A 12,987-nucleotide genomic window follows, 5' to 3' on the forward strand; every position below is an offset into this window, starting at 1 on the left:
GTCGGTGTTACGTTTCGCGTTATCGACAAAGCGTTGTGTTTGTCATCTGCGAAGAAGGAAGAGTATGAAGCATTTCGCTCAATCCGTCAACTCCTTCTTTATTACTTCCAGCCCTTTCAGACTATCCCTTTTGTCTTGCATTTGACTGCGCGTCATTGGGGAGGCGAACTATAGCAAAGCGGCACTGCGGACGCAAGGCTTTTGCCGGGTATTTTTCTTTTACTCACAACACCCGGGTGTAGTGCTGGCGCACCAGCACCCGGTCGCCGCAATCGAAATGCCACCATTCGCTGTTGATGCCAAAAAATCCCGCCTGGAACATGGCTCCGCGCAACAGCCGGCGATGCTCCACCTGCGGTTCGCTAATGTCTCCGCATTCGAGCATGCTGAGTTCCAGCGCCGGATGCGAGCGTTCGCTCAGATCATCAAACCCCGTGCCCATATCGAGTTCCAATCCATCCGGCCCGACGATGGTGATGTCCAGCGCCATGCCGAACGAATGGATGGAGCCGCGCGACGGTTCGGCGATATAGCCGAGCAACTCCGTGCCTTGCAGGGCATCCCACAATTGCTGCTGTACCCGCTGCGGGCGCAGAGCGTCGAGCACCAGCAAATGATGATCGGGCCTTTGCAGCGCCAGCCAGGCCACGGCGCTTTCCAGTGCGCTAGCGGCATCGCGGTGCAGCCAGGCGCAATCGTTGGGGCTGTAAAGATCGCGGCCGACAAAATTGTCGGGGGTGGCATAGCGCAAGTCGACGGCGATGCCGGCGATGCTGCTCAAGTGGCGAAATTGCGGATTATTGGCGACCGCTTCCAGTTGCAGGCTTGCACCAGGCATTACATTGCTCTTTCCAGGCAGTTGCGGGCCGCCACGCCGATGCTGTCGGCCAGGCGGCGCGCACCATGCGACAACGGCGAATGGCTGGCCGTCAATAAATACAGTTGAAGCGGTATCGCCGGCGCCCATGGCCGGCGCTGCAGCATCGCCGGCGAGCCGGAAGCGGCCGTAAAGGGATCGACCACGGCCATGCCGGCGCCTGCTTCCACCAGCGAACGGGCGATCTGATAGGTTTGGACGACGGTGGAAAACACGGGGTGGATATCCTGCGCTTCGCAGCCGGCGAGCACCAGCTCGCCCAGCGGATCATGGTCGGCGTGGCCGATCAGTTCGCCCGTCAAGCCATGCGCCGTCAGGGGCGTGCCGCACTCCGCCGCGCGCCAGGTGCCGGCGGGCGCGATCACCGTCATCACACCCTGGGCGATTGCTTCGGCCACGATGCCCGGATGGCGCGGGTCTTGCAGCGACAGGGCAAGGTCAGCTTCCCCCAGGCGCAGGGTATTGACGATCTCGCTGGTATGGTGGGTCGCCAGTTGGCAGCGCGTATGGGGAAAGTCGCGGCGCCAGGCCGTCATGGCGAATGGCAAGACACTGATGGCAATCGTCGGCGTCGACACCAGGCGGATGGTTTCCACCGCATGCCCCTTCAGGCTGGCGGCCAGGCGGCGGATACCGAGCAGATCGCGGTTGAGTTTTTCCGTTTCGACAAACAAGCGGTGCGCTTCAGGCCTGGGATAGAGCTTGCCGCGCACGCGCTCGAACAGCGGCATGCCCAGTTGCAGTTCGCAATGTTGCAGCACCTTGGTGACGGCCGGCTGCGAGATATGCAGCACTTGCGCCGCACCGCTGATGGTGCCAACTTGCATGATGGCGTGGAAAACTTCGATATGACGCAGCCGCATGACTTGTTCCTTCGTTTTTTACTTTTGAGCGCTGAAGCCGCAAAGGTTCAGCATAGTAGAAAAAGTCATGGGCCTGAAATGGCATGCTACCTGGTTGCAACAGCCGGTGCAGGAGCGGCGACCGGCAGCGGCGTCGTCAATACTTGCAGCAAGGCCGCCGTTTCCGCATCCGCCGTGCCATTGAACAAGGTATTGCGGTACTTCATCTGGAAAGCGATCAGCACGTTTTTGGTCTCTTCGTCAAACACACCGGTCTGCGGCGTGGCATAACCGTGCTCGGCCAGCTTGTGCTGGAACCAGACGGCGTCGGGCAGCGATTGCTCGTACATCACGCGTTGCGCGGCGACGCGCGTGGCGTCCGGCCAGACGATCAGGCCGGCGTCGGCCAGTTGCTTCCATGGGAACAACGGACCCGGGTCCTGCTTGCGCTGCGGTGCGATTTCATTGTGACCGATGATATTTTCCGGCGCGATATTGTAGCGGGCCTGGATATCCTTCAGCAGCGGAATCAACGCGTCGATCTGCACCTGCGGGAACGGATACCAGAGCCGGCCTTCCGGCGTGTCCTTGTAACCCGGGTTGACGATCTCGATGCCGATCGAACTGACGTTCAACTGAGTGTATGTCTTCCAGCTGCTGACACCGGCGTGATTGGCCTGGCGCGATTCGTCGACCAGGGCATAGAACTTCGCCGGGGCCGTATCGGTCAGCAAATAATGGCTGCTGACGACTTGCTCGCTGAGCACCTTGATCGACGTGGGCAGGTCGCTCACCGTGTAATGGATGACGATGAATTTCACGCGCGGACTCTGGCCGCGCGCCGTCAGGCTGCGGTCGATCTGGGGAACGGTGGTGGTGCAGGCTGACAGCAGGGCAACGAGCAAGGCAAGAGCGATTTTTTTCATAAGGTATCCATCACAGGGTTAATCAATCTACAGCTTGATGCCCGCCCTGGCGGCAAGCCGGGCGGCCGCCTCGTGCGAACGAGCCGTCTTTTGTTCCATCATCAATGATATCGGCAAGGCGGCGCGCATGGCTACCGCAATTGCCGGATGCAACTGTGCCGCGCGACCGGCCAGCACCACGGGACGCCGGCCATGGCGCGCCGTCAACGCCAGGGCCAGGCGCGCCAGCTCCTGCCCGGCCCGCTGCAAGATCGCCAGCGCCAACGGGTCTGCCCCGGCGCTGGCGGCGACGGCCAGCGCCAGCCGGCCAATCGCGCCGCGCTCCTGGCCATACATGAACTGGCGCGAGCTGTCCCAGTCGCTGCCGCCGATCTGTTCAAACACGGCATGCGCCATCGGCGAAGCCCGCCAGCTGCCCGGCGCCTCGTCTTCGCGGCGCCAGATCTGGCGCAAGGCTTCACGCGCGATCCAGTAGCCGCCGCCGCCATCATCCAACAACACGCCACGCCCGCCAGCGCGGTGAAATACGCCGTCGGTATCGATCCAGGCGGCAATCGAACCCGTCCCCGCATACACCAGATAGCCTTCGCCGGGCGCAAAACTGTCGAGGTAAGCAATTTCGATATCATTGCACAAAGTCACGTCCATGGTGCTCAACGCCAGCAAAGTGGCGAGGGCCTGCGCCAACAGCGCACCGTCGCCGCCAAAACCGGTAAGACCGGCATGCACATGCGTGGGCTGGCCGACGGCCAGCACGGCACGGCTCAGGGCGGCAAAGGTGGCGTGCAAGGCCGCGCGGCCCGCCTCGCTGCCCATTTGCAAGGCCGACAAGCCGTCCACCACGCCGCTGGCGACGATGGCGCCGTCGACTGCGGCCAGCGCCCAGCGCGTTTCAGTGCCGCCGGCATCGATGCCCAGGCCCAGTCGAGCAGTTGCATGGAAAGAAGTCATGCCGTGAGTGTAAAGCCAGAAAAGGCTGGCAGGCATGAAAGCTTGCGCATAATACATGCCTGCAGGTTATGGACTACCGCTTACTTTTCCGCCACCAAGGTCGGCTGGCGCAGGGTGATGCGCGGGCTTTCATTGCCCAGGCGGTCGACGGCGCTGACCACCACCGCATTGACCCTGCCGATGGCGTCATCGACCAGATTCAGTTCGGCTTGCGTGCCTGTTACCACCAGGAAACGCCACTCCTCGCCATAGCGTGCCCACACCGCGTACTGCGCCACCGGCTTGCCGCCGCCGGCCGTCAGTTTCACGTTCACGCCGTCGCCCGCGCGCCGCATCGCCACCAGGGGCGAGCCGGGCGCTTCCGTGCCCAGCCATGGCGTGGCCGGAATCAGCGCCGGGCTTTGATAGACACCCGCCTTCAGTTGCTCGCTGATGCCCTTGCGGTTCTGCATCAGGGGCGCCATGCTGAAATGCACTTGTCCGTTGGCGCCCGTGCGCGTGCGCGTCACTTCGACCTGCTTGACGATTTCCTGCGGCGTGAAGGACTTGGGCGTATTGTCGATGCGGCTGGTGTACAGGCCCGGCCAGACGTGGCGGCCATACGGATTTTGCGCCAGCCAATAGTCGAGCAGCACGCCAAACGCCTGCGGTGCCTGGGCCACCGGCCAGTACAGCTGCGGCGACAGATAATCGAGCCAGCCCTTGGACAGCCACAGTTCGGCATCCGCATACAATTTATCGTACTGGCTGAAGCCGACGATGCCGGGCGGACGCAGGTTGGGGCGGCCGATACCGAATGGGCTGATACCGAAGCGCACCCAGCTTTTCTCGCGGTGGATACCGGTATACAAACCTTCGATCAGCTGGTTGACATTCTGGCGGCGCCAGGCGGCGCGTTCGAGCTGGCCGCCACCAAGCAGATATTTCTGCCACGACGGTTCGTCGGGAAACGGCAGTTCGCCCTTGGCAGCGCCACCGCCCGCGTCCAGCGCGGCAGTTTCCGCCCCAGCGCCGGCACCGGGCGCATCAATCGGGTAGGGATAAAAATAATCGTCGATATGCACACCGTCGATATCGTAGCGGCGCACCACGTCGAGCACCACGTCGGTCGTGTGTTTCGAGGCGGCGGCGTCGCCCGGGTCCATCCACAGATAACGGCCATACTGTTTCACGGAAGACGGATGGGTGACGGCAAAGCTGTCGCGCGCCAGCGGCGACTTGGCTGTGGCGTGACGGGCCCGGTAGGGATTGAACCAGGCGTGCAGTTCCAGTCCGCGCGCATGCGCCTGCGCCACCCAGAAGGCCAGCGGATCATACATGGGCAGTGGCGGCTGGCCTTGCTTGCCGGTCAGAAATTCCGACCACGGCTCCAGCTGCGACGGGTAAATCGCGTCGGCGCTGGGACGTACCTGCAGCACGATGGCGTTCAGATTGAGCGACTTGGCGCGGTCGAGGATGGCGATCGCTTCAGCTTGCTGCTTGGCCACCGTCAGGTTGCTGCGGCTGGGCCAGTCGATATTGGCGACCGTCGAGACCCAGGCGGCGCGAAACTCGCGCGGCGCTGGCGGCGGTACTTCACCCTTGATATGCAGTACGGGCGGCACGGCCGGCACGGCGGCAGTGCCTGGTGTCGCATCGACCGGCATGCGGGAACTGGTGCAGCTGCTCAGCAAGCTGGCCGCAGCCAGCGCGGCCAGCATGCCGGCGGCCGTCGCCAGCCGTTTTTTGAAAGTAGACAACAAAACAATTCCTTGCAAGGGTAGGGCGAGGGTCTATCGGTGCGGGCATTCTACTGTGCGCGGCCGTGTCGGGGCGCGCACATTTGAAAAGATCAGGCCTCGGCCTTCTTGCCGAATTCGGGATCGATCTTGACCAGCGACGCCATGACAAAGGCCGGGATGGTGGCAATGCAGACCCAGATAAAGAAGTGCTGGTAACCCAGCATCTGCTGTATCCAGCCGCTGGCCATGCCTGGCAACATCATGCCCAGCGCCATGAAACCGGTACAGATGGCGTAATGGGCCGTCTTGTGGGCGCCGTCCGAGACCATGATCATGTACAACATATAGGAAGCAAAGCCGAAGCCGTAGCCGAACTGTTCCAGCGCGATGCCGCCAGCGATCAGATAGATATTGCCGGGCAGGGCAGTGGCCAGGTAGACGAAGACCAGGTCGGGCAGATGCACCGACAGCACCATGACCCACAGGCAACGCTTGAGGCCAAAGCGCGAAATGATGTAGCCGCCCAGCAAGCCACCCAGGGTCAGGGCGAGCACGCCGATGGTGCCGTAGACCAGGCCCACTTGTTCCGTGGACAGGCCCAGGCCGCCCTTGGCGACGGGATCGAGCAGGAAGGGCGCAGCCAGTTTCAGCAGCTGCGCTTCGCCGAGGCGGAACAGCAGCAGAAAGCCCAGGATGACCAGGATGTCCTTTTTCTTGAAGAACGAGGCAAAGGTGGCGACGAATTCCTGCAACGGAGAAATACCAGCATGGGCGATGCTCGGTTGGTCGGCCGCCGGCTTGGGCAGCACGAAATAGTGGTACAAGAACAGCATGACGAACAGGCCCGCCAGGATGGCGAACACCACCGACCAGGCCAGCTGTACGCTGCCAGTCGAGTGCGTCAGATAGCCGGCCAGGTAGACCAGCAGGCCCTGGCCGGAAATCATCGCCAGGCGATAAAAAGTGCTGCGCACGCCGACAAAGGCCGCTTGCTGGTGTTCTTCCAGGCCCAGCATGTAAAAGCCGTCGGCCGCGATGTCATGCGTGGCCGAACTGAAGGCCATCAGCCAGAAAATCGCCAGGCTGATCTGGAAAAAATGCGGCAGGGAGGTGGTCAGCGCGACCAGCGCCAGCGCCGCGCCGATCACCAGTTGCAAGCCGACGATCCAGAAACGCTTGGTGCGGTACATGTCGATAAAGGGCGACCACAGCGGCTTGATCACCCATGGCAGGTACAGCCAGCTGGTATACAGGGCGATATCGGTATTGGAAAAGCCGTAATTCTTGTACATGATCACCGACAGCGTCATGACCACCACATACGGTATGCCCTGGCCGAAATACAGCGAGGGGACCCACAGCCAGGGGTTTTTCGCGCGCGCGGGAGCGGCAGCGGCAGGTTTCACAAGCTTCATACATCCTTCATCGTCAGCCGGTCAGAAGAATGCGGCGCCCTCGGCTCAGGCGGCCAGTGCCGAGCGCACACTGCCGCCAGCGCCGGCCAACAATGCTTGTGCCTGGTCTGTGGTCATTTTTTTTAACAAGGCAACAATTGCCACCTTGACATGAAACTGACATTGCTCCAGCACGCTTCTGGCCTGCGCTTCGCCGGCGCCGGTGGCATGCATGGTCAGTTTGACGGCCCGCAAGATCAGCTTGGCGTTGGTCGGCTTCAAGTCTACCATCAAGTTTCCATAGGTTTTATGCAAACCGACCATCAGCGCACTGGAAATGGTATTGAGGGTAATCTTTTGCGCCGTGCCCGCTTTCAGGCGCGTGCTGCCGGAGATCACTTCCGTGCCCGTATCGAGCACAATGCCGCACTCGGCCTGCAAGGCCACGGGAGCATCGACATTATTGACGATGCCGACCGTCAGCGCACCCGCCCCGCGCGCGGCGCGCAAGGCGCCCAGCACATACGGCGTGGCGCCGGACGCGGCCAGCAGCAACACCACGTCGTTGATCTGCGGCTGCAAGGCCAGCACATCGGCCGCACCCTGAGCCACATCATCTTCCGCGCCTTCGACGGCGGCGAACATGGCGCCGTTGCCGCCGGCAAGCAGGGCCAGCGCGCGCTCGGGCGGCCAGGAAAAGGTGGGGTTCAGTTCTACACTGTCGAGCACGCCCAGCCGGCCTGAAGTGCCGGCGCCCACATACAGCAGCCGGCCACCGGCGGCGATGCGGGGCAGGGCCGCCGTGATGGCTGCCGTGATCTGTGGCGAGGCCAGCCGCACGGCCTCGACGGCCTGGAACTGGTCATCGACCAGGGCGGCAACCAACTTGTCAGTTGGATACAGATCGAGTTCCGCATGCCGGGTGCTCGGGGTTTCAGTTTTTAACATGACTCATGGACATGGTTGAACGATAAAACCAGTGTAATACCAACGAGCACAGCCAGCCATGAAAGGATGGCGAACAAGCATAACAGGAGCTTATGGAGCTCTGCGCATCTCCTCCACGAAATCATAATGGTCGCTGCGGCAATACGAATGCGTGAGTTCCACCGCTTCACCTGATTCAAGGTAGGCGAGGCGGGTAATGAACAGCACGGCCTGGCCGTCGGGCACGCCCAGCCGCCTGGCCAGCACGCCGGTGGCGTTGATGGCGCGGATATGCTGCAGCGCGCGCACGGGCGACTTGTTGATCTGCGCCAGGTAGGCGTACAGCGAGTCGCCGACGGCGGCCGGGTCCGGCAGCACGCCGAAGGGCAGCACGCTGACCTCGTAGGCCATCACCACGTCGTCGGCCAGACGCAAGCGCTCCAGGCGCGCCACCTTGGTGTTGTGCGCCAGGCCCAGGCTCAGCTGTTCGTCGCTGCTGGCGATCACCACTTCGCGCCGGAGCCAGCGCGAACCGGCCCGGTAGCCGCGCTGCTGCAACTGTTCCGAAAAACTCGACAGGTTCGACAGCGTCTGCTCGATGCGCGGCGCAATATAGTTGCCCGACCCACGGCGGCGCACCACCAGGCCCTGCTCGACCAGCTGATCGATAGCCTTGCGCGCGGTCACCCGCGAAACGTCGAGCAACTCGGACAGCGTGCGTTCGGACGGCAGGGCCTGGTCTACCTGGTAGCGGCCATTGCGTACGTCATCGCCCAGCTTGCGGGCGATCTGCATATATAAAGGCGAATTGTCATTCAAATCGACCTTGCGTTCCATACTGGTCTGGCGCATTACCGTTCTCCTCGTGCGTGTAGTGTAATGGCGATGGCGCTGGCGGGGAGCGCGCCGCCCAGCAATAAATGGAAAACAGACATCAATAGCGGCCATGTGCTGCATCAGAATGGTGCATTCCTGTAAGTTATGGCCGCACCATGATGTTTCATTGGCTCGCCCGATGGCCAGCCTCTAAGCTCTCACCGAATGCTCCCGCGCCATGGGGGCACCTACGCAGCGAGGCAGCATGCAGCAACAACAAGTCATCATTATCGGTGGCGGCGTCGTCGGCCTGACGTCGGCCTGGTGGCTGGCCGAAGCTGGCTACAAGGTCACTTTACTGGAACGCAACGAACAGGTCGGCATCGCCGCCAGCTACCGCAATGGCGGACAGCTCAGCTACCGCTATGTGGCGCCGCTGGCCGATGCCGGCGTGCCCCTGAAAGCGCTGCAATGGCTGCTGCGCAAAGATGGCCCGCTGCGCTTCCGCCCGGAAGCGGACTGGCGCCAGTGGCGCTGGCTGGCCAGTTTTTTGTGCAACTGTAACGCCGCCAGCAATGCCAGCACCACCGCCAAGCTGCTGGAACTGGGCGAACTGAGCCGCGCCGGCATGGCGCAGCTGGAACTGGCGGTGCCGCCCGAGGCCTATGCCTGGCGCGATGCGGGCAAACTCATCATCTACCGTTCACAGGCGATGTTCCAGCGCGCCGTGAGCCGTGCCGCATCGGAAACGCGCCTGGTGCTCACCCCCGCGCAGGCGGTGCGGCGCGAGCCGGCGCTGGCCGCGCTGCAAGAATCGCTGGCTGGCGCCATCTTTACGGAAGGCGAAGCGGTGGCCGACTGCCACGCGTTTTGCCTGGCGCTCGAAACACGGCTGCGCCAGCACCCGAATTGCGCGCTGCTGCTCAAGGGCGAAGCGTACAAATTGGTGCTGCGCAACGGCAAGGTGGCAGGGCTCGAGACCAGCCTGGGCCGGATGAAAGCCGATCAATATGTGCTGGCGGCAGGCATCCAGAGCCGCGACCTGGCCGCCAGCGCCGGCATCTATCTGCCGCTGTATCCCTTGAAAGGCTACAGCCTGACGGCGCCCGTGCGCGCGCACCACCTGGCGCCCGAGATCAGCATTACCGATTTCGAGCGCAAGGTGCTGTATGCGCGCATCAAAGGCAGCTTGCGCGTGGCGGCCATGGTCGACATGGTGGGCGCCGACACCCGCATCGATCCTGGCCGTATCGCCGGACTCAAGCGGCTGGCGCGCGAGGCCATGCCGCAGGCGGCCGACTACGAGCACGCCACGGCCTGGGCCGGCTTGCGGCCCGCCACGCCGAACAGCGCGCCGCTGGTGGGCGCCAGCAAAGTCGCCAATCTGTGGCTGAACGTGGGCCATGGCCCGCTGGGCTTTACCTTTGCGGCCGGCACGGCGCGCATCCTGGCCGACCTGATGGCCGGCAAGACGCCGCCGTTCGCGCTGGACTGCCTGGCTCCGAAGACATAGCACGCGCCCGTCCCTTATGGCGGATAATTGCGGAACTTTCCGCTCTTGCCGCCTATCGCATGTCCAACTCTTCCCCCTCTGCTGCCTGCCCCTGCGGCGGTGGCGCCTATGCCGGCTGCTGCGGCCCGTATATCGCCGGTACCGCCCTGCCGCCGACGGCCGAAACCCTGATGCGCTCGCGCTACACGGCCTTTACCTTGCGCGACGAGCCGTATCTGCGCGCCACCTGGCACGCCAGCACCCGCCCGGGCGACGCCTTGTTTGCCGAAGAAGAAACAGTACAGTGGTTGGGACTTGAGGTAAAATCTGCTTTACGTTTACGTCAACGTAAAGCAGAATATGCCAATCAGGCCGAAGAGAGCAACCACGATACCGTCGAATTCGTCGCCCGCTACAAGGTCAGGGGCCGCGCGCATCGCCTGCATGAAGTGAGCCGCTTCGTGCGCGAAGCGGACAAGGAGCGCGATGGCGCCCTGCGCTGGCTTTATCTCGACGGCAGTTTTCCCGAATAGCGCGACCCGAGAGACCGGGCGAGAATAAAAAGGAACCGCAATGCCGCACATCGAAAGCAAACTCAATCCGCGCAGCGACGATTTCAAGGCCAACGTGGCCGCCATGCAGGCCATCGTCGACGATTTGCGCGACAAGGTGGAAAAAATCGCGGCCGGTGGCGGCGAAGCGGCGGCCGCCAAGCATCTGGCGCGCGGCAAACTGCTGCCGCGCGACCGCGTGCAAATGCTGCTCGATCCCGGCACGCCCTTCCTCGAGTTTTCCCAGATGGCGGCCTATGCCATGTACCAGGACGCCAACGGCGTCGACGCGGCGCCCGCCGCCGGCATCATCACCGGCATCGGCCGGGTCTCGGGCCAGGAATGCGTGATCGTCTGTAACGACGCCACCGTCAAGGGCGGCACCTATTATCCGATGACGGTGAAAAAACATTTGCGGGCCCAGGAAATCGCCGACCAGAACAAGCTGCCCTGCATCTACCTGGTCGACTCGGGCGGCGCCAACCTGCCGAACCAGGACGATGTGTTCCCCGACCGCGACCATTTCGGCCGCATTTTTTACAATCAGGCGAAGCTGTCGGCCAAGGGCATTGCGCAGATCGCCGTGGTGATGGGTTCTTGCACGGCCGGCGGCGCCTACGTGCCGGCCATGAGCGACGAGTCGATCATCGTCAAGGAGCAGGGCACGATTTTCCTCGGCGGCCCGCCGTTGGTGAAAGCGGCCACCGGCGAAGTGGTGACGGCCGAAGACCTGGGCGGCGGCGACGTGCATACGCGCTTGTCGGGCGTGGTCGACCACCTGGCGCAGAACGATTTGCACGCGCTGTCGCTGGCGCGCACCATCGTTTCAAACCTGAACCGCACGAAACCGCAGCAGATGGCGCTGCGCGAATCGCGGGAGCCGAACTACCCGCCGCAGGAGCTGTATGGCGTCATTCCCGTCGATACGCGCAAACCATTCGATGTGCGCGAAGTAATCGCCCGCATCGTCGACGCCAGCGACTTCGACGAATTCAAGGCCCGCTACGGCACCACCCTGATCTGCGGCTTTGCCCATATCCACGGCATCGCGGTCGGCATCATCGCCAACAACGGCATTCTGTTTTCCGAGTCGGCCCTGAAGGGCACGCACTTCATCGAACTGTGCTGCCAGCGCAAGATCCCGCTGGTGTTTTTGCAAAATATCACCGGCTTCATGGTCGGGCGCAAATACGAAAACGAGGGCATCGCCCGCAATGGCGCCAAGATGGTGACCGCCGTGGCCACCGCCGCCGTGCCGAAGTTCACGGTGATTATCGGCGGCAGTTTTGGCGCCGGCAACTACGGCATGTGCGGCCGCGCGTTTTCGCCGCGCTTCCTGTGGATGTGGCCCAATGCGCGCATTTCCGTGATGGGTGGCGACCAGGCCGCGTCGGTGCTGGCAACAGTAAAACGCGACGGCATCGAGGGCAAGGGCGGTGCCTGGAGCGCGGACGAGGAAGCGGCCTTCAAGCAGCCGATCAAGGACCAGTACGAACACCAGGGCCACCCCTACTATGCGACTGCGCGCCTGTGGGACGATGGCGTGATCGACCCGGCCGACACCCGCATGGTGCTGGGCCTGGGCCTGTCGGCGGCGCTCAACGCGGAAATTCCCGAGACGAAGTTCGGCGTATTTCGCATGTAACCGGCATGTAAGAGAAGGAAAATACCATGGAATTTGAAACCCTGAAACTGGTCATCGAAGGCAATGTCGCCACCGTGACCATGAACCGTCCCGACGTGCGCAACGCCTTCAACGAAACGACCATCGCCGAACTCACGCGTGCCTTCGAAGGCCTGGGCCGCAGCGACATGGTGCGCGCCATCGTGCTGGCCGCCAATGGCGCGGCCTTTTGCGCCGGCGCGGACCTGCACTGGATGAAGAAAATGGCCGGCTATACGCATGCCGAAAATCAGGCCGACGCGCTGCAGCTGGCGCAGATGCTGCGCACGATTTATATGTGCCCGAAGCCGGTGGTGGCCAAGGTCCAGGGCGACTGTTATGCCGGCGGCATGGGCTTGGTCGCCGCATGCGATATCATCCTGGCTGCGGAAGACGTGCAATTCTGCCTGAGCGAAGTGCGGCTGGGCCTGATCCCGGCCACCATTTCACCGTATGTCATCAAGGCCATGGGCGAACAGGCGGCGCGCCGCTACTTTATCTCCGCCGAGCGATTCACTGCCCGCGAGGCGCTGCGCATCGGCTTTGCCCACGAGGTAGTCGAGGCCAGCGCACTGGACGCGAAAACCGCAGAAGTGCTGAAATCACTGACGGGCAACAGCCCGCACGCGGCGGCGCAAGCGAAGCAGCTGGTGCGCGAGATCGCCGGCCAACCCGTCGACGATGCACTGTTGCAGGACACCGCCGAACGCATCGCGCAGATCCGCGCCTCGGAACAGGGGCGCGAAGGCGTGCAGGCGTTCCTGGACAAGCGCAAGCCGGGTTGGCTCATGGGCTAGCGCATGGACTAACAAATCATTGGAGCAGCT

General features: G+C 63.0%; 12 protein-coding genes. 4 read left to right on the plus strand and 8 right to left on the minus strand.

Annotation, left to right across the window (positions count from 1 at the left end):
* Positions 1 to 223: 223 nt before the first annotated feature.
* From CD932_RS10190 to CD932_RS10225, 8 genes are all read right to left on the minus strand, one after another.
* Positions 224 to 838, minus strand: coding sequence for a M15 family metallopeptidase (locus tag CD932_RS10190; protein WP_094442535.1), 615 nt, complete (start codon positions 836 to 838; stop codon positions 224 to 226).
* Positions 838 to 1,740 carry a LysR family transcriptional regulator gene (locus CD932_RS10195; RefSeq protein ID WP_094442536.1) on the minus strand — a complete coding sequence of 301 codons (903 nt, stop codon included), beginning with the start codon at positions 1,738 to 1,740 and terminating at the stop codon, positions 838 to 840. Before CD932_RS10195 ends, CD932_RS10190 begins: the two co-directional genes overlap by 1 nt.
* Positions 1,741 to 1,826: 86 nt before the next feature.
* On the minus strand, positions 1,827 to 2,645 hold the full coding sequence (locus tag CD932_RS10200; protein WP_094442537.1) for an N-acetylmuramoyl-L-alanine amidase: 819 nt from the start codon (positions 2,643 to 2,645) through the stop codon (positions 1,827 to 1,829).
* 27 nt (positions 2,646 to 2,672) lie between these two features.
* Positions 2,673 to 3,596, minus strand: coding sequence for a BadF/BadG/BcrA/BcrD ATPase family protein (locus CD932_RS10205; RefSeq protein ID WP_254926542.1), 924 nt, complete (start codon positions 3,594 to 3,596; stop codon positions 2,673 to 2,675).
* Positions 3,597 to 3,676: 80 nt separating this feature from the next.
* Entirely contained in the window at positions 3,677 to 5,296 is a 1,620-nt protein-coding gene (locus CD932_RS10210; RefSeq protein WP_094443570.1) for a glycoside hydrolase family 10 protein, read from the minus strand.
* Positions 5,297 to 5,427: 131 nt separating this feature from the next.
* Positions 5,428 to 6,732, minus strand: a complete 1,305-nt coding sequence (locus tag CD932_RS10215) for an MFS transporter (RefSeq protein ID WP_094442539.1) — start codon at positions 6,730 to 6,732, stop codon at positions 5,428 to 5,430.
* A gap of 45 nt (positions 6,733 to 6,777) precedes the next feature.
* Positions 6,778 to 7,659 (minus strand): N-acetylmuramic acid 6-phosphate etherase, encoded by an 882-nt coding sequence (locus tag CD932_RS10220; protein WP_094442540.1) that lies wholly within the window; start codon positions 7,657 to 7,659, stop codon positions 6,778 to 6,780.
* 90 nt (positions 7,660 to 7,749) lie between these two features.
* Positions 7,750 to 8,490 carry a GntR family transcriptional regulator gene (locus CD932_RS10225; RefSeq protein ID WP_094442541.1) on the minus strand — a complete coding sequence of 247 codons (741 nt, stop codon included), beginning with the start codon at positions 8,488 to 8,490 and terminating at the stop codon, positions 7,750 to 7,752.
* A 229-nt stretch (positions 8,491 to 8,719) separates the two neighbouring features.
* Between CD932_RS10225 and CD932_RS10230 the strand changes: the two genes are divergently transcribed.
* Genes CD932_RS10230 through CD932_RS10245 form a run of 4 tightly spaced genes read left to right on the plus strand, consistent with a single transcriptional unit; the run spans position 8,720 to position 12,957 of the window.
* Positions 8,720 to 9,967, plus strand: a complete 1,248-nt coding sequence (locus CD932_RS10230) for a D-amino acid dehydrogenase (RefSeq protein ID WP_094442542.1) — start codon at positions 8,720 to 8,722, stop codon at positions 9,965 to 9,967.
* A 59-nt stretch (positions 9,968 to 10,026) separates the two neighbouring features.
* Positions 10,027 to 10,479 (plus strand): YchJ family protein, encoded by a 453-nt coding sequence (locus tag CD932_RS10235; protein WP_094442543.1) that lies wholly within the window; start codon positions 10,027 to 10,029, stop codon positions 10,477 to 10,479.
* Positions 10,480 to 10,519: 40 nt separating this feature from the next.
* Complete coding sequence (locus CD932_RS10240; RefSeq protein ID WP_094442544.1) at positions 10,520 to 12,142, plus strand: carboxyl transferase domain-containing protein; 1,623 nt, start codon at positions 10,520 to 10,522, stop codon at positions 12,140 to 12,142.
* A 26-nt stretch (positions 12,143 to 12,168) separates the two neighbouring features.
* Complete coding sequence (locus CD932_RS10245; protein WP_094442545.1) at positions 12,169 to 12,957, plus strand: enoyl-CoA hydratase/isomerase family protein; 789 nt, start codon at positions 12,169 to 12,171, stop codon at positions 12,955 to 12,957.
* Positions 12,958 to 12,987: the final 30 nt, after the last annotated feature.

It is taken from the genome of Janthinobacterium sp. PC23-8 (genome assembly GCF_002250505.1).
Taxonomy (GTDB): Bacteria; Pseudomonadota; Gammaproteobacteria; order Burkholderiales; family Burkholderiaceae_D; genus Janthinobacterium.

What these genes read in the sequence shown, in the direction of transcription:
- CD932_RS10190 (WP_094442535.1), bottom strand. Translation starts at nt 838, where the DNA reads ATGCCTGGTGCAAGCCTGCAACTGGAAGCGGTCGCCAATAATCCGCAA.
- CD932_RS10215 (WP_094442539.1), bottom strand. Translation starts at nt 6,732, where the DNA reads ATGAAGCTTGTGAAACCTGCCGCTGCCGCTCCCGCGCGCGCGAAAAAC.
- CD932_RS10205 (WP_254926542.1), bottom strand. Translation starts at nt 3,596, where the DNA reads ATGACTTCTTTCCATGCAACTGCTCGACTGGGCCTGGGCATCGATGCC.
- CD932_RS10240 (WP_094442544.1), top strand. Translation starts at nt 10,520, where the DNA reads ATGCCGCACATCGAAAGCAAACTCAATCCGCGCAGCGACGATTTCAAG.
- CD932_RS10200 (WP_094442537.1), bottom strand. Translation starts at nt 2,645, where the DNA reads ATGAAAAAAATCGCTCTTGCCTTGCTCGTTGCCCTGCTGTCAGCCTGC.
- CD932_RS10210 (WP_094443570.1), bottom strand. Translation starts at nt 5,296, where the DNA reads ATGCTGGCCGCGCTGGCTGCGGCCAGCTTGCTGAGCAGCTGCACCAGT.
- CD932_RS10195 (WP_094442536.1), bottom strand. Translation starts at nt 1,740, where the DNA reads ATGCGGCTGCGTCATATCGAAGTTTTCCACGCCATCATGCAAGTTGGC.
- CD932_RS10220 (WP_094442540.1), bottom strand. Translation starts at nt 7,659, where the DNA reads ATGTTAAAAACTGAAACCCCGAGCACCCGGCATGCGGAACTCGATCTG.
- CD932_RS10245 (WP_094442545.1), top strand. Translation starts at nt 12,169, where the DNA reads ATGGAATTTGAAACCCTGAAACTGGTCATCGAAGGCAATGTCGCCACC.
- CD932_RS10225 (WP_094442541.1), bottom strand. Translation starts at nt 8,490, where the DNA reads ATGCGCCAGACCAGTATGGAACGCAAGGTCGATTTGAATGACAATTCG.
- CD932_RS10235 (WP_094442543.1), top strand. Translation starts at nt 10,027, where the DNA reads ATGTCCAACTCTTCCCCCTCTGCTGCCTGCCCCTGCGGCGGTGGCGCC.
- CD932_RS10230 (WP_094442542.1), top strand. Translation starts at nt 8,720, where the DNA reads ATGCAGCAACAACAAGTCATCATTATCGGTGGCGGCGTCGTCGGCCTG.